The sequence below is a fragment of the Anabaena sp. TISTR 8404 genome (genome assembly GCF_056847745.1).
In genome coordinates, this window is sequence record NZ_CP180578.1 from 2,826,863 (window position 1) to 2,847,885 (window position 21,023).

Sequence of the window (21,023 nt, forward strand, 5' to 3'; positions counted from 1 at the left end):
AATAGTTATATTTTAAAATTTTCAACACTCTAGTTAGATACACAACTTTATTCGGAATAGTAAATTTAAATTATTGCATTAAAGTTTGTCAAGCAAATCTAGATAAAACTCTTTTTAATCAATAAATTTCGTCTAAATTTTTCTTCTCAAATACACTTTCAACAAGACAAGAGTCGTACAAAGAAAAGTTTTTGGGAAATTATTAATGCTCAATCTGTTGAATTCGTATTAAGTGAATTTACTAATCTCTAAAGTTTCAAGTCTATTAATACTCAATATCGCTCAGGAGTGAAGAATGAATATGAGTTCTCAAAAATTGCGCAAATTTACTGAAATATTCGGTGCTGTTTGCGGAGGTTTATTAATTAGTGTGCCTACTATTTCTCAAACAGCAGTAGCTCAACAGCCTACTTCTGTAACACCACAGCAGACAACTTCCAAGGTCAACCCTTGCCCTAGTATTTTTTATGAAGAACCACATAATAGCAGAGTTATAGTACCCCAAGGATGTCCACCTAATGCTATAACTCAAAAACTAGCTAATGAAGGTCTGCTTCCTGCTGCTCGTGCTGCTACACCGTCACCATCCCAAACAGGATATGGTATGGGTGGTGAAACCCCTCAAGTTGGTACAGCTAAAGTAAACCCTTGTCCTCGAATTTTCTACGAAGAACCTTTCAACAGTCGAAATCTTGTGCCACAGGGATGCCCACCTAACGCATTTTCTCAAGGGCAGCAACCACAACGAGAAACTTCAACTCAGGTTGTTCCTGTTACTCCACAGGCAACCACACCTACATCTACTACTCCTAACGTAATTCAACCACCACTACCATCACAACGACAAGCACCAAGTGCAACGATCGCTCTTGCCAATGGTAAAGTTAATGTGAAGTTGATCAATGATACTGGAGCTAAAATCACTTACCAAATTATCGGTGATACAGAACCGCGATCGCTAGAAGGTAAGGCAAATGTCATGTTGCAAGATGTTAGCGCTCCAGTTACAGTTACATTCCAACGAGAAGATGGTGGACTCCTGTCAGTTACACCCCAAGCTTCTACAGAGCAACCAGGAATGTTAGAAGTAACTTTAGATGAAACTACCGACTTAGCTCAAGACACTAAGGCTATGAGGATTCAACAAAACGGTTCAGTGTACTTGAATTAGTCTAATGAGAAAGTAGGGAGTGGTGAATGGGGAATAAGGAAAGAAATTTTTGTGATGCTAGATAAGTATGTAAAAATTCGCATATCTAGTATTCTTCCACTCCCTACTCTCTACTCCCTCATATTACAAATTAGTACCATCTGTAGTTGATGACTGAGGTAACAGAGGTTCAGGCTGAGGCAGCGGTTGAGGATTCAACAATTGCTGCCAATTTCTAATTTGGTCTTGGGCTGTGTTATATGCAGTTGTGCCTCTGGGAATCAATTGAGCAATTTCAATTGCTCTGCTGAGATTAGAATTACTCTGAGCGCGTGCAATATCAAGCAACTGTTGACTCCATTGGTCAATAGCAACATTTGCATCCAAGCGGAGGATATTTCTGCTTGGTACTTTATCAGCTAAACGAATTGCCTCAACCAATGCATCGGGTGTACCGACAACTGCGACTTCTCGTGCCTTTTTCCAGTTATCTTTGGCACGAATTTGCTCTCGCCAATCATCAATAGCCGCTTGGGCTTCACCAGAAAGCGCTCTTCCGGAAGATGCAATTGTCTGTGCTGTGTTAATAGCAGCAGCCAAATCTCCTGTTTGAGCTAAATCTCGTGCTTGATCTAAGTATGGCTGGTCTTGGATGCGTTGGATTTTCGCTGTCCAAGTGTTAATTCTTTTGCGTGCTTCGGGATATAATGCCCGACCCCTACGGATTTGACTGGCTTCAGCGATCGCAGCTTGCAAGGAGTTGATATCCTCTAGTAAGGCTATTTGTTCAGCACGTTCTAAGTAGGGACGGTCTTCAATTGTCTCCACTTGAGCTTGCCAACGGCCTACTTCTTGCCTAGCTTCTGAACCACGAGGATTGTTAGAAGGAATCTGCTGGGCTTCAATAATTGCAGCTGCTAAATCGTTAATTGTACCTTGGCTGGCGAGTGTCCGTGCTTTTTCGAGGCGGGCAACATCTTCAATTTCCAATTGCCAACGGGCAATTAACTGTTGTGCTTGGTTATATTTTGGTCGGGAAGGATCAATTTCTTGTGCTTGAGCGATCGCTGTCTCTAAACTAGAAACTGTACCTAGCCAAGCACTCCTTTGGGCATCTGCTAAAGATATAAAGTCTTCAATATCCGCTTGTAATTTGGTATTGTCAGGAATTTGTCTAGCAATATCTAAGGCTGCATCTGCATCCCGTGCATCCAACTTAGCCTGTGCTAATTCCAGCATCTTACGTCCAAATAAGGGAATCGACTCCTGCGCTTTTTCATAAAAATAGCTGTCCTTGCCAATCGATTCTGCAATTTTGATCGCTTCTAATAAGTTATCTACTACTTTGGTTTTGGCTAAACTGTCAGCCTTGTCTAACTTATCACCATCTTCTCGCACTGATACAATCAGGCGGCTGAGTTGGTCATACTTAGTACTTGACCAGTATTTATTGTCTACACGCAGTAATTTTGCCGCCAACATCGAGGCTGATTGCCAGCGTCTTTGTTGCAATTGTTCTTCTACTGTTTTGTAGATATCTTCTGCCTTAGACCAAATAGATTCCCATTTGGTAATTTTTTCATCTACTAACTTATATGCAGGCAGGTCTTGAGGGATTTTTTGGGCTGTGGCGATCGCTTCTTCTAAATTTCCGGCTTGAAAACTTTGATCTGCTAACTGTAGAATATCCTGCGACCACTGTTCGACAAACCGATCAATTTCTCCCCGCAGAGGGTGATTTTCTGGTAGCTGTTTAACTAGTGCGATCGCTTGTAATAAATCATTAACTGTCTGTTTGGAAGCAGCTAACTGAGCGCAGTGCAACCGCACCGAAGCACTAGCCAAAGGCCAAAAAATAGATGGACAGTTAGGAGCAGCTGGCAACTTCAGCAGCATTGCCATTGCTAAAAACCCTATACTGCCAGGAATCAACGCTAACAATATTGACCATAACACCCAACTTTTCATCCAGCGTGGCAATGGCCGAGAACGTTTGCTGGGTGAACTACTTTCTGCGGTGTGTTGATCTGTTATTGGTAATCCTTCCGAATTATTTTCTGTTTGTCGCTTCACTGACTTAGAGGTAGAACCAGTAGCTGGGATGCCAAATGCTTGAGTTTCACCGAAGTTTGGTGTTCGGTTTGTGTGATCTGGCTCTCTGGCTCTGGCTGGAGACCAACCTTCTGGAATATCCCGCTCTGTCATCTCTCACACCAAAAATTTATTAAATAGCGATTGGTTCTAGGTCAATAATTCAGTTGTTGCCATAGTAACTTTCTCATTGTGAAAAAGCTACTGTTCAGCTGAACTTTCTCCTGGTATACCTTTAACCTTTTTCAAATTCAGTGTTAGTTTATACTTTCCTTTTAAATAGAAGATTCTGCTTGTAAATCAACAATTAACTGAGCTAAGTGATCACTACTTGCCTGATACACTCTGCCACAAAAATCACAAGTAGCTTCAGCGCCATCATCTTTAACAATCATGTCTTGTAATTCAGCTTCTCCTAACATCTTAAGTGCGCCCAGCATCCGATCAAAAGAGCAACCGCAGTGAAAGCGCAACATCTGGGTTTCGGAAAATATCGACAAACCCATATCTCCTAAAAGATCGCCAAAAATTTCTGGTAGTGTCTTACCTGCTTGCAACAATGGCGTAAATCCTGATAAAGCAGCCACTCGTGACTCTAAGGTTGCAACTAAGGCTTCATCTCTAGCAGCTTTGGGTAAAACTTGCACTAATAACCCTCCAGAGGCAGTTACTCCATCTGCACCCACGAATACTCCTAACACTAAAGCTGAAGGTGTTTGTTCGGAGCTTACTAGATAATGAGCTACATCATCACCAATTTCTCCAGAAACGAGTTCTACCGTACTAGAGTAAGGGTAACCATAACCGATATCACGAACAACGTAAAGGTAGCCACCGCCTACTGCACCACCGACATCAAGTTTACCTTTAGCGTTGGGAGGCAGTTCCACAGAAGGGTTTCCTACATAACCCCGGACTGTGCCATCTAAGCCTGCATCTACCAATATACCACCCAAAGGGCCATCGCCCTTGACTCGAACATTAATCCTTGAGCCAACACGCTTCATACTAGAAGCCATTAATAAGCCTGCTGCCATAGTCCGTCCTAGTGCTGCTGTTGCCACATAGGAAAGTTGATGGCGCTGCCTAGCCTCTTCTGTCAAGCGTGTAGTGATGACACCCACTGCACGAATCCCACCTTCGGCTGCTGTAGCGCGAATTAACTGATCCGCCATGAAAAAACCTTACATTTCTTAACAAGTTGACTTTTTCTATTCTAAGTTCTCAGTTGCAATTTAAAGTGAGGGTATGATGATTGGCGATCGCATTTGCAATACTAGAAATACAATTGAGCGTTTCATAGAATCTTTAAAAAATGCTAGGTAACTTTCAACAAAGCCAACTGCGGATAGAAATCGAAGCATCAGCCAAGGCAATTGGTGATAGCTTGCTACGTCCTGCACAACTAGAAAAATGGCTCTTAGGTCAACGTTTTACTCCAGGAATGCCAGAAGAAATTTATCCAGGATTTCAGTTTACAAGTTGGACGGGGCCTGTTTCGATCCATCATAAAGTGGATGTAGTTCAAACCAATTGCCTGCGCTTGCTACTCAGTGGCGGAATTGATGGTTTTCATGAATGGTACTGGGGCGAAGGTTGGGTACAGTCGCGCTTGGAAGGAATTTCGATGTTACCCCTAAATTTAGGTCAAACTCTGAGTTTGTTGAGCTTACGTCAGTTTTTAGCGCAGAAAAGCAAATAAAAAATGACAAAGACGAATACCAAACGCAACTTCTGACTTAAACTTATGTACTTTCAAAACTAAAAGAGTAGGGAACAAAAATCAATATAAATAATTGGCGAAAAAAAGAGTCTATGTTATGGTCGTAAGACAATAAATTAACGTAGTTCAACTTTATACTTGCTGATGACTTTATATTATAATCCTCGGACAAAACAACTTGAAAGTAAGTCACCTCTAGATATCTTTTCGGTACTCTTTCCAGCTTTTTTTCCTATCCTCGAAATATTTTCTAAACCTGGTAATCTTGAAAATGATGATGCTAAAAATATAGAAACTATTATCAAAGCTGGTAAGGATAATAATGTAGATGAAATGGAAATAGAATTAGATCGTCAAGTAGTGCAAGGTTTAGACATAAAAGGTATTGAAAAAAATATAGACGGTATTAATATAACCTTGGGTCAGAAAGGAACAACCAACTATAAACTTAAAGTGAAATACAAATAAACATTTTACTGTTAATCTTCAACAGATAAAACTTGCTCAACTGTTAATTCTAATTCTGGAAAAGTTGGAGATAAAATCCTTTGTGTACCAACAAACTCTGCTGGTTCATATAATTCTTCAATCAAGGTGAAAACAGTCACTTTGTTGATTAATGGATCAACAATCCAATACTCTGGAATATTCAGAGCATTATACTCAACTCGCTTAGCTCGATAATCTGTGGTCTAGGTTGATTCACTGACGACTTCTACTACTAACAAAGGAGGTGGTTCATTAATTTCAATAATGGCTTCTCGGTGTCTCAATTCTCGCCATTGAGACAATGGAATTACAACTACATCAGGAATTCTTGATGTATCCCATTTGCCACCACGAGGAGAACGAACACCAACAACCATTTGTTTGGCAGTCCAATCCAAATTTAGTCTGAGAATTTCATCTTGAAAGCGTTGATTGAGAAATCCCACTACTGCACCATGTTGTCCACTCCCCAAACTCATGGGAATTAATTCTCCATTTCCTAATTCGTAACGAGTATCAGTGCCATCATTGTATTTTAGATACTCAGCAAAAGTTAGTTTTGGGGTAGTTATAGTCATACTTCTTTTGCTGCCATTGTTAATTTTTACTTGGCTTCACAACTAATACGGAACAACCAGCTTCTTCTACTACTTGACTACTAACAGAACCCTGGACAATTCGCTTCATCCCAGTTAACCCGCGACTACCAATAATAATCAAATCAGCCTTGTAAATATTAGCTAGGCGAATAATCTCATCTGCTGGTTCGCCAGTCACCAATTCTACTTCACTATTAACAGATAACTGTTCTTGGTAAGATTGCAGCTGTTTTTCAATTTGGAAATAAGACAACCCTGGAGATTCTGGATGAGGACGATCTGCGGGTAGTTCCATTTCTGATTCTGGTGTCGGAAACACATGACAAAGAACGACTTTGGTTTCTGGCGATAATACCAAATCGTCCAAAACCTGAATTACACGTTCTGCAATATCCGAACCATCCAGAGCTACCAAAATATTGTTTAGCACTGTCCTCGTCTCCTAAAAAGTAGACCCCTGACAATCAACACATCACCCACATTTATTAGCGCTTACACCAATAATCTTGCTGATGGAAACTGAAGTTGATTGTGTTTTATTTATGCTGGGCGATCGCAAATCGCTTTTTCGCACTACAGTTTAATCTTTTAGTGTGCAGCCCAGGAGTCCTTTTTGCTAAAAGTATAGGAAAAAATTAAGCATTCCCCATCACTCATCTTTTTGAATCCGCCGCCGGACAGAATCAGCATGGGAAGGTAAGCCTTCAGCTGTTGCGAGTGCATCAATTGCGCCAGCCACTTTTTGCAGGGCAGTGGGTGAGTATTGAATAATACTAGAGTGTTTCAAGAAAGTTTCCACACTTAGTGCCGAAGCATAACGAGCAGCGCCAGAAGTGGGTAATGTATGGTTTGGCCCTGCTAAATAGTCACCTACAGCTTCTGGTGTCGAGTAACCTAAAAATATAGCTCCAGCGTGACGGATTTGTGGCAAAATTGCCCAGGGATCTTTGACTTCTAACTCTAAATGTTCAGGAGCAAATTCATTTGACAGTTCTGCTGCTGCGGCTAGAGATTCGACAAGGACAATTAAGCCATAGTGAGCGATCGCTTTTTCGGTATCTATCCGCCTTGGATGATCGACTAATTGTCTTTCAACTGCGACTTGGACATTTTTTGCCAAAGCTGTATCTGTGGTCAGCAAAATTGCCGCTGCCATTGGATCATGTTCAGCTTGGGCTAACATATCAGCAGCCACATGCACAGGATTTGCCGATGAATCGGCAATAATTAGCACTTCGCTCGGCCCTGCCAGCATATCAATGCCCACGGTTCCATAGACGAGTTTTTTGGCTAAGGTGACGTAAATATTCCCTGGGCCTGTAATAACATTGACCTTCGGAATTATTTCTGTACCATAGGCTAAAGCTGCGATCGCCTGCGCCCCGCCAACTCGATAAATTTCTTGCACTCCTGTTTCTTGAGCCGCCACCAGCACAGCTGGGTTAATGACTTTCCCCGCCCCTGGTGGTGTTACCATGACTACACGCGGTACACCAGCCACTTTTGCTGGAATGGCATTCATCAACACGGTACTGGGATAAGCCGCACGACCACCAGGGACATATATCCCGGCTCGGTCTACAGGGGTGTAGCGTTTGCCCAACACTACATCATCTTCCCCGAAGTTTACCCAGCTTTTTGGGACTCGTTGACGGTGAAATGCTTCAATTTGACGAGCAGCTAACTGAATTGCTTGGAGCAATTCTTTAGATACTTGTTGGTACGCTGTATCTAATTCTGAACCCGTGACGCGCAGTTCTTCAAGCTGCAAGGTTTGGTTGTCAAATTCAGCCGTGTAGTGTAACACAGCTTTGTCGCCTTGGCGCTTCACCGCTTGCAACACTTCCCGCACCGTTGCTTCTTTGTGAACCACCTGTTCGTCATGGGTGCGATCGCAGATACGTTGTAGTTCTGCTTTAACATCTGCCTGCTGAGTAATGATTCGCAGCATGGAGTAAGGAAAATGCCAAAATTTTAGATTATTCCCGCTTGAGAATTAGTCTTGCTCTTGACCCCCAAGAGGGACGAGTTTCGCTTTCATTCTCATCTCTAGCTTAACCTGGATTTTTTTGATACTCCCAAGGCTGCCAGCACATGGGTTACTTAATTTAGATGATCAAAGTTGCTCAGTTCAACTTGTCTAGTTGGTTCACGCCAGAAAGCGGCGGTCAATTCCCCCGATTCTCGCTCCCTATCTCTCATTTTCTGTAGGTTTTTTATGTTGATACATTCTGATTTGCCAATTTAGAAGTAAGAATAGGGTCTGAGTATAGTTTTTACTTAATTTTCCTAACTTTATCGACTAACATACTTACAAATGCAATGTTTCAGTTGTATACATGTAAACACCTAAAATTTAACTATATTCATAGTTACTGTCTACTAAAAATACATCCTGATTTGGCAGCAACATTGGCAGTTACACCACTGGTTCAGGTGGTAATTAGTTAGGTAGATAATTTATTGAAGTACTTTATTCTAGCTTATTTCCTAGGTTAGGCATACAAATTAGAAAATCGCAAATTATCCAGCTACGCCTTATATCCCCAGCTTCAACAGACGACCTTTCAGCCTAGGTTCTGGAGAAGCAAGATTTTTTTGAGAAATTCTGACATTGGCAAGATGAATGCTATATTAGTAAATCTAGTAGTGTGTGTACATCTTAATAGTCTTTTTGGAATCGACTGTGGCGAATACAAAGTCTGCTCTTAAACGCGCCAATATCGCAGAACGCAATCGGCTGCGGAATAAAACCTACAAATCAGCTGTTAAGACGCTGATGAAAAAATACTTGACTGTGGTAGAAACCTACGCGGCTAATCCAACGCCCGAACTCAAACAAGAAGTAGAAGTACGACTGGCTGAGGCTTACAGCAAAATCGATAAAGCTGTCAAGCGGGGCGTTCTGCATCCCAATAATGGGGCTAGGAAAAAATCGAGATTGGCTCACAGACTCAAGCCACTCACGCAAACAGCAAAGTAGTCAATAGTCAACAGTCAATAGTCAAAAAAATCGGCTATTGACTCTGGACTATGGATAATTGACATTTGACTAAAAATGCAGCTGATTGATACCCACGTTCATCTTAACTTTGATAACTTCCAGCCAGATTTAGCAGCAGTGCGATCGCGATGGCAAGAAGCGGGAGTAGTGCGTTTAGTACATTCCTGTGTTGAACCATCAGAGTTTTCCAGTATTCAAACTATCGCTCACCAATTTCCTGAACTAAGCTTTGCCGTTGGTTTGCATCCCTTAGATGCCGAAAAATGGCAAAGTGATACAGCCGAGAAAATTAAATACTTAGCGAGTTCAGAACCGAAAGTGGTAGCGATTGGGGAAATGGGGCTGGATTACTACAAAGCCGAAAACCATGAGCAACAGCGCATGGTATTTGCAGCGCAACTAGCGATCGCAGCCGAACTCAATCTTCCCGTGATTATTCACTGTCGTGATGCGGCCAGTGATGTCAGGGAAATTTTGCAAAAATGGCAGGAAATCAAAGGCGGAAAAATTCGGGGTGTAATGCATTGCTGGGGTGGTACACCAGAAGAAACTCAATGGTTCCTTGACCTTGGTTTTTATATTAGCTTTAGCGGAACTGTTACGTTCAAAAACGCTAAAGATATTCACGCCTCAGCCGCGATGGTAAGTAGCGATCGCCTATTAATTGAAACAGACTGCCCTTTTCTTGCTCCTGTTCCGAAACGGGGCGAAAAACGTAATGAACCTGCTTATGTTCGCTATGTAGCGGCAAAGTTAGCCGAGTTGCGGGGAGAGACATTAGAAGCGATCGCCCACCAAACCACGCAAAATGCCTGTAAATTATTTGGTTTGGCTCTATAAGAGTTAACTATGACGATTAGTCGGTGTAGGAAAAACAATTAAAAGCTCAGGAGGATAAAAATATGTTAATATTAATCCCTCCAAAACATTTTGCTTGCGTCATAATGATAAAGGAAGAAACTGAAAACTTTTAAGTTGCATATTGTATTGTTATCAACTTGACCATCCTCCACTCTCCACATACGGATGCTCTGAATACATGACTAACCGTGGCAACCAACATTAGTAGCTCAACTTTGGCAAAATATACCCTGCTTTGTATCTAAAACTATAGAAAATTGTTAAAAGTAATTGTCTTGTGAGTAAAACCCACCACAATAAAGCCATTTTGACTCAACGCCGACATCAGGCGATTAATTATTACTATCTTTAGATATTGCCGTCAATATAAACGGTGTATTGAAAGATGCAACATTTTCGAGCGGCGTAAGCAACTTTACGCGCTTTTGGGAGGGGAAGTGAGGAAAGTAAATCAAATGCAGAAACATCTCAACCTGTTGTTGAGAAATCAAGTTAATAGCTGGTTTTTAATAGCTATTGACTGCTGGCAAGGGCGTTTACCCCCCTTGCCAAAATTGCCCTGTCCAGATTAAAAAATTGCTGCGATTATCCGCATGAATCAATAGCAGGTGGCACAAGGAGAAGTTCCCAAACAGCTAAGGACACTGGCTAGTAAAAGGAACCGTCCCACAGCAGTGTCCTCTAAAAGTTTAACCAGGTTGACAAAGGTAGAGGCATGAATAACGACAAATATATGGAACCCGCCTTTTTGTTGCCCGACTTGATTGAAATTCAGCGATCAAGCTTTCGCTGGTTTTTAGAAGAAGGGTTGATAGAAGAACTAAACTCCTTTAGTCCTATTACAGACTATACAGGCAAATTAGAACTGCACTTTTTAGGACAGAATTATAAACTTAAGGAGCCAAAGTACAGCGTTGAGGAAGCAAAACGGCGGGATAGTACTTACGCAGTCCAAATGTATGTCCCCACACGTTTGTTAAACAAAGAAACAGGGGACATCAAAGAACAAGAAGTATTTATTGGTGATTTGCCTTTAATGACCGATCGCGGCACGTTCATTATTAACGGAGCCGAGCGGGTAATTGTCAACCAAATTGTGCGATCGCCTGGAGTTTACTACAAATCTGAAATCGACAAAAACGGACGACGGACATATTCAGCCAGCCTCATCCCTAACCGAGGAGCATGGCTAAAATTTGAAACCGACCGTAACGATTTGGTCTGGGTACGTATCGACAAAACCCGGAAACTTTCAGCGCAGGTACTTTTGAAAGCCTTAGGTTTATCAGACAACGAAATTTTTGATGCCCTGCGCCACCCAGAATATTTCCAAAAAACCATCGAAAAAGAAGGGCAATTCTCAGAAGAAGAAGCCCTGATGGAGTTATATCGCAAACTCCGTCCTGGTGAACCACCAACCGTATTAGGTGGACAACAGCTGTTAGACTCACGGTTCTTCGACCCCAAACGTTATGACTTGGGTCGAGTTGGTCGCTATAAACTCAACAAAAAACTCCGGTTGTCAGTTCCCGATACCATGCGCGTGCTGACTCCTGGTGATATCTTGGCAGCCGTCGATTACCTCATCAACTTAGAATATGATATCGGTAGTGTTGATGATATTGACCACTTAGGTAATCGCCGTGTAAGAAGTGTCGGCGAATTGCTGCAAAACCAAGTACGGGTAGGATTAAACCGCTTAGAACGGATTATTAGGGAACGGATGACCGTATCTGATGCTGAAGTTTTGACACCAGCATCCTTGGTTAACCCTAAACCATTAGTCGCAGCTATCAAAGAATTCTTTGGTTCCAGCCAATTAAGTCAGTTCATGGATCAAACCAATCCGCTGGCAGAACTGACACATAAACGCCGACTTTCAGCTTTAGGCCCTGGTGGTTTGACTCGTGAACGGGCGGGGTTTGCTGTGCGAGACATTCATCCCTCCCACTACGGAAGGATTTGTCCCATCGAAACTCCAGAAGGCCCCAACGCTGGTTTGATTGGTTCTTTGGCTACCCATGCTCGCGTTAACCAGTATGGCTTTTTAGAAACACCATTCCGCCCAGTAGAGAACGCACGGGTAAGATTTGATTTACCTCCCGTCTACATGACCGCCGATGAAGAAGACGATCTGCGGGTAGCTCCAGGAGACGTACCTGTTGATGAAAATGGTTACATCATTGGGCCACAAGTACCAGTACGTTACCGTCAAGAATTCTCAACCACAACACCAGAGCAGGTAGACTATGTAGCGGTTTCACCAGTACAGATTGTATCTGTAGCTACTAGTATGATTCCTTTCTTGGAACATGACGACGCTAACCGCGCTCTGATGGGTTCTAACATGCAGCGCCAAGCAGTACCCTTGCTCAAACCAGAGCGTCCCTTAGTAGGAACTGGTTTGGAAGCCCAAGGTGCGAGAGACTCCGGGATGGTAATTGTATCCCGTACTGATGGTGAGGTCACCTACGTTGATGCCACAGAAATTCGTGTACGTCCCAAACCAAATGCATCAGAAATTAAGTACACCGTTTCTAAATACCAACGCTCTAACCAAGATACCTGTTTAAACCAAAAACCCTTGGTACGAATTGGTGAACGAGTTGTTGCTGGACAAGTACTAGCAGATGGTTCATCCACAGAAGGTGGTGAATTAGCGCTGGGGCAAAATATTGTCGTCGCTTATATGCCTTGGGAAGGCTATAACTACGAAGACGCAATTTTGATTTCTGAACGGCTGGTACAGGATGACGTTTACACCTCAATTCACATTGAAAAATATGAAATTGAGGCTAGACAAACAAAATTAGGCCCAGAAGAAATTACCAGAGAAATTCCCAACGTCGGGGAAGATGCTTTACGCCAGTTAGATGAACAAGGCATTATCCGCATTGGGGCGTGGGTAGAATCAGGAGATATCTTAGTTGGTAAAGTTACACCCAAAGGTGAATCTGACCAACCACCAGAAGAAAAACTCCTACGTGCGATATTCGGGGAAAAAGCGCGGGATGTGCGAGACAACTCGTTACGTGTACCTAACGGTGAAAAAGGTCGCGTAGTTGATGTGCGCTTGTTTACCCGTGAACAAGGCGATGAACTGCCACCTGGAGCCAACATGGTAGTACGGGTGTATGTCGCCCAGAAGCGGAAAATCCAAGTTGGGGACAAAATGGCAGGTCGCCACGGTAACAAAGGAATTATTTCCCGGATATTGCCACTGGAAGATATGCCTTACTTGCCAGATGGTTCACCAGTAGACATCGTACTTAACCCCTTGGGCGTACCCAGCCGGATGAACGTTGGACAAGTATTTGAGTGTCTTTTAGGTTGGGCTGGTCATACCTTGGGCGTGAGATTTAAGATTACTCCTTTTGATGAAATGTATGGGGAAGAATCATCGCGCCGCATTGTGCATGGCAAATTGCAAGAAGCACGAGATGAAACAGGTAGAGACTGGGTATATAACCCTGATGACCCTGGCAAAATCATGGTGTTTGACGGTCGTACAGGCGAACCCTTTGATCGACCAGTCACAGTAGGCGTAGCTTATATGCTGAAACTGGTACATTTGGTGGATGATAAGATTCACGCCCGTTCTACAGGCCCCTACTCCTTGGTTACTCAGCAGCCCTTGGGTGGGAAAGCACAGCAAGGTGGTCAACGCTTCGGAGAAATGGAAGTTTGGGCATTGGAAGCCTTTGGTGCAGCTTATACCTTGCAGGAATTGCTGACAGTTAAATCTGACGATATGCAGGGACGGAATGAAGCGTTAAATGCGATCGTTAAAGGTAAGGCGATTCCTCGTCCAGGAACACCTGAATCCTTTAAGGTGTTGATGCGAGAACTACAATCCTTGGGATTGGATATTGCTGTTCACAAAGTAGAAACCCAAGCAGACGGCAGTTCTCTAGATGTAGAAGTCGATTTAATGGCAGACCAAGCAGCTAGACGCACACCACCGCGACCCACTTACGAATCTCTTTCCCGTGAATCGTTGGAAGACGACGAGTAGAGAGTGCTGAGTACTGAGTGCGGAGGAGCCAGCTGCGTAGTGAGGCAACACCGTCTTGGGGATTTCCACGCCACTTCCTTTAATGGGGGAAACCCCCCTTCGGATTCACAGTCAACTGGGTCGGGAAACCCTTCCGCAGTGATGATTCACCGCCACAGAGTGGTTCCCCATGAGCGAGCGGTTGCCACGCATAATTTTCCGACTTGAGCGGACTGGTATTACTGAGGATTTAACATCTTAGTAGTTCGCACTCAGAGCTTAGAAATCTCTTGATTCATTACTTTTAACTGAATACTTTACTTATAACGAAGAACTCAACACTTAAGTATGAGAGCAGCCCAAACTAATCAGTTTGACTACGTAAAAATCGGCTTGGCATCACCAGAGCGCATTCGGCAATGGGGAGAACGCACCCTACCTAATGGTCAATTAGTAGGTGAAGTCACTAAACCAGAAACGATTAATTACCGGACTCTAAAGCCAGAGATGGATGGCTTATTTTGTGAGCGCATCTTTGGGCCAGCAAAAGATTGGGAATGTCACTGTGGTAAGTACAAGAGAGTCCGCCACAGAGGTATTGTTTGTGAACGCTGTGGTGTAGAAGTCACTGAATCTAGAGTGCGCCGCCACCGCATGGGTTATATCAAACTCGCTGCACCCGTAGCTCACGTTTGGTATCTCAAAGGTATACCTAGTTATATTGCCATCCTGTTGGATATGCCTTTGCGGGATGTAGAGCAAATAGTTTATTTCAACTCTTATGTTGTTCTCAGCCCTGGTAATGCCGAAACTCTAACTTATAAACAACTACTGAGTGAAGACCAGTGGTTAGAAATTGAAGACCAAATCTACAGTGAAGATTCTACCTTACAAGGGGTAGAGGTAGGTATTGGTGCGGAAGCGCTGTTACGCTTACTGGCTGATATTAATTTAGAGCAAGAAGCGGAAAGCTTACGTGAAGAAATTAGTACTGCTAAAGGACAAAAGCGAGCAAAACTCATTAAGCGTCTGCGGGTAATTGATAACTTCATTGCGACTGGTTCTAAACCAGAGTGGATGGTTATGACAGTCATCCCTGTAATTCCCCCTGACTTGCGCCCAATGGTGCAACTAGATGGTGGACGGTTTGCAACCAGTGACTTGAATGATTTATACAGACGCGTTATTAACCGCAACAACCGTCTGGCACGCCTACAAGAAATTTTGGCACCAGAAATTATTGTGCGGAACGAAAAGCGGATGCTGCAAGAGGCAGTAGATGCTTTGATTGATAACGGTCGTCGTGGTCGCACAGTAGTTGGGGCAAACAACCGACCTTTAAAATCTTTATCTGACATTATTGAGGGTAAGCAAGGACGCTTCCGCCAAAACTTGTTGGGTAAACGGGTTGACTACTCTGGACGTTCTGTAATTGTGGTTGGGCCAAAGCTAAATATTCACCAGTGCGGCTTACCGAGAGAAATGGCAATTGAGCTATTTCAACCATTTGTCATCAACCGCTTAATTCGCAGTGGGATGGTGAATAACATTAAAGCGGCTAAAAAGCTCATTTCTCGTTCCGACCCAAGTGTTTGGGATGTGCTGGAAGAGGTAATCGAAGGACACCCAGTGATGCTTAATCGCGCACCAACACTGCACCGTTTGGGGATTCAAGCTTTTGAACCAATTTTGGTAGAAGGACGAGCCATACAACTACATCCTTTGGTCTGTCCGGCGTTTAACGCTGACTTCGACGGCGACCAAATGGCGGTACACGTACCACTGTCCTTGGAAAGTCAGGCAGAAGCACGGTTGTTGATGTTGGCTTCTAACAATATTTTGTCGCCAGCTACAGGTAAACCAATTATCACGCCTAGCCAAGACATGGTACTAGGAGCGTATTACCTAACCGCAGAAAATCCCCACGCGACGAAAGGGGCTGGTAATTATTTTGCTTCGCTTGAGGATGTGATTATGGCCTTTGAGCAACAGCAAGTAGACTTACACGCCTATATCTACGTGCGGTTTGACGGTGAGGTTGAATCAGATCAACCTGATACAGAACCCTTGGAAGTAACTAATAACGATGACGGTAGTCGGACATTACTGTATAAGTTCCGCCGAGTTCGAGAAGACTCCCAAGGAAATTTAATTTCTCAGTACATACGCACAACACCTGGCCGCGTCATTTACAACAAGGCAATTCAGGAAGCACTAGCAAGTTAAAAAAGTCAAAAGTTAAAAGTCAAAAGTCAAAAGTATTTGACTGATGACTAATGACTCTTGACCAATGACTATTGACTAAGGACTAATGACTAATGACTAACGAAAAAAAAGTTTTTCGCAATCGTGTAGTTGATAAAGGTCAACTGAGAAATTTGATTTCTTGGGCGTTTACCAACTACGGTACGGCGCGAACCGCAGTAATGGCAGACAAACTCAAAGATTTAGGTTTCCGCTACGCTACCAGAGCTGGGGTTTCCATCAGTGTGGATGATTTGATGGTACCACCGAGTAAGCGTAGTCTTTTGGAAGCCGCAGAAGAAGAAATTCGGGCGACAGAAGCTCGTTATCAACGGGGAGAAATCACAGAAGTCGAACGCTTCCAGAAAGTAATCGACACCTGGAACGGTACTAGTGAAGCTCTCAAAGACGAGGTGGTTGTTCACTTTAAGAAAACCAATCCCCTCAACTCTGTGTACATGATGGCGTTTTCGGGAGCGCGGGGTAACATTTCCCAAGTCCGTCAGTTAGTGGGAATGCGGGGATTGATGGCAGATCCCCAAGGGGAAATTATTGACTTACCCATTAAAACCAACTTCCGGGAAGGTTTGACTGTAACAGAATATATTATTTCCTCTTACGGTGCGCGGAAAGGATTGGTAGATACGGCGCTACGGACGGCTGACTCTGGTTATCTGACTCGCCGTTTAGTAGACGTATCCCAAGATGTAATTATTCGGGAATTTGATTGCGGTACTACCAGAGGTATTCCACTACGATCAATGACCGAAGGTAGCAAAACCTTGATTCCGATCGCAACTCGCTTAATGGGACGGGTGATTGGCGAAGATGTAGTACATCCTACTACGGGCGAAATTATTGCGCCACGCAATACTCCGGTTTCTGATGACTTGGCAAAAGAAATTCAAAAAGCTGGGGTAAAAGAAGTTGTGGTGCGATCGCCTCTCACCTGTGAAGCCGCACGTTCTGTTTGTCAACACTGCTACGGCTGGAGTTTGGCTCACGCCAAGATGGTAGACTTGGGCGAAGCTGTCGGAATCATTGCTGCTCAAAGTATCGGTGAACCAGGTACTCAGCTAACCATGCGGACATTCCACACAGGTGGTGTGTTCACTGGGGAAGTGGCACAACAAGTGCGCTCGAAAATTGCTGGTACAGTCAAAATTCCCCGCAAATTGCGGACAAGGCCTTACCGTACCCGTCACGGTGAAGATGCTTTGTACGTAGAAGCTAACGGCACCTTGATTTTAGAACCCACTAAAGAAGGTTCCGAAACTCCCGTTAACCAAGAAATTCAAGTTACCCAAGGTTCAACACTATACATCACCGATGGCCAGCAAGTAAAACAAGGTCAGTTGTTGGCAGAAGTAGCAATTGGTGGACGGACAACTCGTGCCAACACCGAAAAAGCTGTGAAAGATGTGGCTACTGACTTGGCTGGGGAAGTCAAATTTGCTGATGTCGTTGCTGAACAAAAAACAGACCGTCAAGGTAACACCACAACTACAGCCGCACGAGGTGGTTTGATTTGGATTTTGTCTGGGGAAGTTTATAACTTGCCCCCTGGTGCAGAATTGGTGGTGAAGAATGGCGATCGCATCGATAGTAATGGCGTATTAGCAGAAACCAAGCTCACTAGTCAGCATGGTGGTGTGGTGCGTTTACCAGAAGCTACCCCAGGTAAGAGTACTAGAGAAATTGAAATCATTACCGCTTCGGTAGTTTTAGACCAAGCAGCCGTTACCGTCAACAGTTCTCAAGGGCGTAACAACTACCTGATCTCCACTGGGAACAACCAGGAATTTAACCTCCGAGCTACTCCAGGCACAAAAGTACAGAATGGTCAAGTAGTTGCAGAATTAATTGATGACCGCTATCGCACTACCACTGGTGGCTTTTTGAAATTCGCTGGGCTAGAAGTCCAGAAGAAAGGCAAAGCCAAACAAGGTTATGAAGTGGTACAGGGAGGCACAATGCTGTGGATTCCTGAAGAAACCCACGAAGTCAATAAAGATATTTCCTTGTTATTGGTAGAAGATGGTCAGTTTGTCGAAGCTGGTTCTGAGGTAGTGAAAGATATTTTCTGCCAAAACAGTGGTGTCGTAGAAGTCACCCAGAAAAACGACATTCTGCGGGAAGTGGTCATTAAACCCGGCGAACTGCTGATGGTGGATGATCCAGAAGCAGTTATTGGCAGAGACAATACCTTTGTCCAACCTGGCGAAGAATTGTTGGGACAAACCTTTACGGAATTGCGCTACATCCAGTATGTCGAGTCTCCAGAAGGCCCTGCATTGTTGAGCCGTCCTGTAGTTGAATTTGCTGTACCAAACACCCCAGATGTACCTTCTACTACATCTGTGAGTCAGCAAACTGGACGTTCAATTGAATTGCGAGCAGTACAGCGTCTGCCTTACAAAGATGCTGAACGTGTCAAATCTGTAGAAGGCGTAGAACTCCTACGCACTCAGCTAGTGTTGGAAATTGAGCAAGAAGGTGAACAAGACCACAATGCTTCTCCCCTAGCGGCAGATATTGAATTGGTGCCTGATGCGGAAAATTCAGATATACAACGCTTGCAGCTAGTAATTTTGGAGTCATTAGTAATTCGGCGTGACATTGTTGCTGATGCTACCCAAGGTAGTACTCAGACAAGTCTGGAAGTGCAAGATGGCCAAACCATTGCCCCTGGTGCTGTAGTCGCAAGTACTCAAATCTTGTGTAAAGAAGGGGGTATTGTACGAGGTGTCCAAAAAGGTACAGAAGCAGTACGCCGTTGCTTAGTATTGCGTCACAGCGACATGATTACAATGACTACTACCGCCAAACCCAAGGTGAAAGTTGGCGATTTGATGGTAGAGGGGGCCGAAATTACTCCGGGTGTATTTGCAGAAGAATCTGGGGAAATTGTAGAGGTGAAGAATGCGGCTCCGGCAGCATCTGGTGATGAATCAGCACTCAGTACTCAGAACTATACTGTAACTATTCGCGCTGGTCGTCCTTACCGAGTCAGCCCTGGTGCAGTATTGCAAATTGAAGATGGTGACTTAGTACAGCGCGGTGATAACTTAGTGCTGTTGGTATTTGAACGTGCCAAAACTGGAGACATCATTCAAGGTTTGCCTCGGATTGAAGAACTTCTCGAAGCTCGTAAACCAAAAGAAGCGTGTATTTTGGTACGAAGAGGTGGAGAAGTCAAGGTAGTTTATGGTGATGGCGATGAAGCGATCGCTGTCAAGATTGTCGAATCCAACGGTGTAGTCAGCGACTATCCCCTTGGCCCTGGACAAAACCTGATAGTACCTGATGGTTCCCACGTCTCCGCCGGACAACCGATTACTGATGGCCCATCCAACCCCCACGAAATTTTGGAAATTTTCTTCAGCTTGGGTTCTGAGGATGGAGTCTACGCTTGCGCCAGCCATGCTTTGCAGAAGGTGCAAACATTCTTGGTGAACGAAGTGCAATTGGTGTATCAGTCCCAAGGTATTGATATTGCGGACAAACACATTGAAGTGATTGTGCGTCAGATGACCAACAAAGTACGGATTGATGATGGTGGTGACACCACTATGCTGCCCGGTGAGTTGGTAGAATTGCGCCAAGTTGAACAAGTTAACGAAGCAATGGCAATCACAGGTGGTGCTAGGGCGCAATACACACCAGTATTGTTAGGTATCACCAAAGCATCTTTGAACACCGACAGCTTTATCTCGGCTGCATCCTTCCAAGAAACCACACGGGTCTTGACTGAAGCAGCGATTGAAGGTAAATCCGACTGGTTACGTGGTCTGAAAGAAAACGTAATTATCGGACGATTGATTCCGGCAGGTACTGGCTACAATACTTATGATGAACCTGGTGCGATCGATGATTACTCTACTTTAGACACCACAAGTGTGTTGGATGAAGTGGATGATCCACTGGATATGGTGTTAGACGATCGCACTGCTCGTGCCTACAATTTAGATACACCTTCTCTGACAGAAGGTACTTATGGTAGTCGGCGTACAGGATCAATTTTGGATGAAGATGATTTAATTATCGATGGAGTCCATGAAGTTCATGACCTCGTATCTGATGAAGAAGAAGATGAATATGAGGAAGTTGACGATGACGATGATGATTTCGATATGTAAATCAAAAGTCAATAATTAATTCAAAAGGCAAAAGAAAAGTTTCTTTTGCCTTTTTCTTTTGACTATATGAGAAAAACTATGGTCAAATTATTGAATAACAAAGTTTAGGTTAATCTTACTTATACAAACAATCTCATCAGCAAATCAATAAATGTGATATATGACTAACGAAACAAATATGCCATCTTTAGCCAACCTAGAGTATTTTCCTTACATTGATGAAGCAGGTAAACTACCTGAAATATTTCAAGGAAAAATCGGTGTGTATGCTATTTTTGACCAGAATAAATCACTACAATTTGTGGGATATTCTCGTGATGTTTATTTAAGCCTAAAACAACATTTAGTTCGTCAACCAGAACAATGTTATTGGGTGAAAGTTCAAACTATTGAACGTCCTAGCCGCACAGTTTTAGAAAATATCGAGAATGGGTGGATTACAGAAAATGGAAGTATGCCTTTAGGAAATGGAGACAATAAAGAAAAATGGACGCAGCCTATCAATGTTAAAAGCTTAATGACAGCAGAAGAACAGGCGAATCATCAAAATCCAGCTAATGATGAGTTAGCACAAATAAAAGTGATTAAGAATGTAGCGCGACGAGTAGAAGCAGAAATTATCAAAATTTTAGAATCTCGTGGGTTGCAAATGCAACTTCGCTTCAATCCTAAATTAAAAGAAGAAGGGTTGCTTGATTTGAAATCTTGAGAAAAAATTCCGAAGCTAGA

13 protein-coding genes and 1 pseudogene are annotated in these 21,023 nt (G+C 43.4%); 9 read left to right on the forward strand and 5 right to left on the reverse strand.

What is annotated here, in order from left to right:
- The first annotated feature begins 295 nt into the window (after positions 1-295).
- Positions 296-1,171, forward strand: a complete 876-nt coding sequence (locus ACMX3D_RS12290) for a hypothetical protein (protein WP_482751689.1) — start codon at positions 296-298, stop codon at positions 1,169-1,171.
- Between the two features lie 123 nt (positions 1,172-1,294).
- On the opposite strand, the gene ACMX3D_RS12295 is transcribed toward ACMX3D_RS12290, so the two are convergent.
- Both ACMX3D_RS12295 and hslO read right to left on the reverse strand, forming a co-directional pair.
- On the reverse strand, positions 1,295-3,355 hold the full coding sequence (locus ACMX3D_RS12295; RefSeq protein ID WP_482751690.1) for a chromosome segregation ATPase: 2,061 nt from the start codon (positions 3,353-3,355) through the stop codon (positions 1,295-1,297).
- Between the two features lie 161 nt (positions 3,356-3,516).
- Positions 3,517-4,416 carry an Hsp33 family molecular chaperone HslO gene (gene hslO / locus ACMX3D_RS12300; protein WP_482751691.1) on the reverse strand — a complete coding sequence of 300 codons (900 nt, stop codon included), beginning with the start codon at positions 4,414-4,416 and terminating at the stop codon, positions 3,517-3,519.
- Between the two features lie 140 nt (positions 4,417-4,556).
- Between hslO and ACMX3D_RS12305 the strand changes: the two genes are divergently transcribed.
- Together ACMX3D_RS12305 and ACMX3D_RS12310 are read left to right on the forward strand one after the other, a co-directional pair.
- On the forward strand, positions 4,557-4,943 hold the full coding sequence (locus ACMX3D_RS12305) for a hypothetical protein (RefSeq protein WP_482751692.1): 387 nt from the start codon (positions 4,557-4,559) through the stop codon (positions 4,941-4,943).
- A gap of 165 nt (positions 4,944-5,108) precedes the next feature.
- Positions 5,109-5,432, forward strand: coding sequence for a hypothetical protein (locus tag ACMX3D_RS12310; RefSeq protein WP_482751693.1), 324 nt, complete (start codon positions 5,109-5,111; stop codon positions 5,430-5,432).
- 11 nt (positions 5,433-5,443) lie between these two features.
- Here ACMX3D_RS12310 and ACMX3D_RS12315 read toward each other — a convergent pair.
- The 3 genes and pseudogenes from ACMX3D_RS12315 to hisD form a co-directional block, all read right to left on the reverse strand.
- Positions 5,444-6,031: pseudogene (locus ACMX3D_RS12315) on the reverse strand (Uma2 family endonuclease).
- A gap of 19 nt (positions 6,032-6,050) precedes the next feature.
- A complete protein-coding gene (locus ACMX3D_RS12320) occupies positions 6,051-6,482 on the reverse strand; it encodes a universal stress protein (RefSeq protein WP_482751694.1) in 432 nt (143 codons plus the stop codon).
- Between the two features lie 219 nt (positions 6,483-6,701).
- Positions 6,702-8,003 carry a histidinol dehydrogenase gene (gene hisD, locus ACMX3D_RS12325; RefSeq protein WP_482751695.1) on the reverse strand — a complete coding sequence of 434 codons (1,302 nt, stop codon included), beginning with the start codon at positions 8,001-8,003 and terminating at the stop codon, positions 6,702-6,704.
- A gap of 735 nt (positions 8,004-8,738) precedes the next feature.
- Here hisD and rpsT point away from each other — a divergent pair.
- The 6 genes from rpsT (at position 8,739) to ACMX3D_RS12355 (ending at position 21,003) form a co-directional block, all read left to right on the forward strand.
- Positions 8,739-9,035: a 30S ribosomal protein S20 gene (gene rpsT / locus ACMX3D_RS12330; protein ID WP_482751696.1), complete on the forward strand. Its 297-nt coding sequence runs from the start codon at positions 8,739-8,741 to the stop codon at positions 9,033-9,035.
- A gap of 75 nt (positions 9,036-9,110) precedes the next feature.
- On the forward strand, positions 9,111-9,896 hold the full coding sequence (locus tag ACMX3D_RS12335) for a TatD family hydrolase (RefSeq protein ID WP_482751697.1): 786 nt from the start codon (positions 9,111-9,113) through the stop codon (positions 9,894-9,896).
- 736 nt (positions 9,897-10,632) lie between these two features.
- On the forward strand, positions 10,633-13,932 hold the full coding sequence (gene rpoB / locus ACMX3D_RS12340) for a DNA-directed RNA polymerase subunit beta (RefSeq protein ID WP_482751698.1): 3,300 nt from the start codon (positions 10,633-10,635) through the stop codon (positions 13,930-13,932).
- Positions 13,933-14,259: 327 nt separating this feature from the next.
- The gene (locus ACMX3D_RS12345) at positions 14,260-16,137 is read left to right on the forward strand and encodes a DNA-directed RNA polymerase subunit gamma (protein WP_482751699.1); all 1,878 of its coding nucleotides are present in this window, start codon (positions 14,260-14,262) and stop codon (positions 16,135-16,137) included.
- Between the two features lie 92 nt (positions 16,138-16,229).
- On the forward strand, positions 16,230-20,294 hold the full coding sequence (locus tag ACMX3D_RS12350; protein WP_482751700.1) for a DNA-directed RNA polymerase subunit beta'': 4,065 nt from the start codon (positions 16,230-16,232) through the stop codon (positions 20,292-20,294).
- Positions 20,295-20,454: 160 nt separating this feature from the next.
- Positions 20,455-21,003 (forward strand): GIY-YIG nuclease family protein, encoded by a 549-nt coding sequence (locus ACMX3D_RS12355; RefSeq protein ID WP_482751701.1) that lies wholly within the window; start codon positions 20,455-20,457, stop codon positions 21,001-21,003.
- The last annotated feature ends 20 nt before the right edge of the window (positions 21,004-21,023 follow it).

Excerpts from the sequence above, each read along its gene's own strand:
- ACMX3D_RS12290 (WP_482751689.1), top strand. The coding sequence starts at position 296 with ATGAATATGAGTTCTCAAAAATTGCGCAAATTTACTGAAATATTCGGT.
- ACMX3D_RS12310 (WP_482751693.1), top strand. The coding sequence starts at position 5,109 with ATGACTTTATATTATAATCCTCGGACAAAACAACTTGAAAGTAAGTCA.
- ACMX3D_RS12345 (WP_482751699.1), top strand. The coding sequence starts at position 14,260 with ATGAGAGCAGCCCAAACTAATCAGTTTGACTACGTAAAAATCGGCTTG.
- hslO (WP_482751691.1), bottom strand. The coding sequence starts at position 4,416 with ATGGCGGATCAGTTAATTCGCGCTACAGCAGCCGAAGGTGGGATTCGT.
- ACMX3D_RS12335 (WP_482751697.1), top strand. The coding sequence starts at position 9,111 with ATGCAGCTGATTGATACCCACGTTCATCTTAACTTTGATAACTTCCAG.
- ACMX3D_RS12350 (WP_482751700.1), top strand. The coding sequence starts at position 16,230 with ATGACTAACGAAAAAAAAGTTTTTCGCAATCGTGTAGTTGATAAAGGT.
- ACMX3D_RS12295 (WP_482751690.1), bottom strand. The coding sequence starts at position 3,355 with ATGACAGAGCGGGATATTCCAGAAGGTTGGTCTCCAGCCAGAGCCAGA.
- ACMX3D_RS12305 (WP_482751692.1), top strand. The coding sequence starts at position 4,557 with ATGCTAGGTAACTTTCAACAAAGCCAACTGCGGATAGAAATCGAAGCA.
- ACMX3D_RS12355 (WP_482751701.1), top strand. The coding sequence starts at position 20,455 with ATGACTAACGAAACAAATATGCCATCTTTAGCCAACCTAGAGTATTTT.
- hisD (WP_482751695.1), bottom strand. The coding sequence starts at position 8,003 with ATGCTGCGAATCATTACTCAGCAGGCAGATGTTAAAGCAGAACTACAA.
- rpoB (WP_482751698.1), top strand. The coding sequence starts at position 10,633 with ATGAATAACGACAAATATATGGAACCCGCCTTTTTGTTGCCCGACTTG.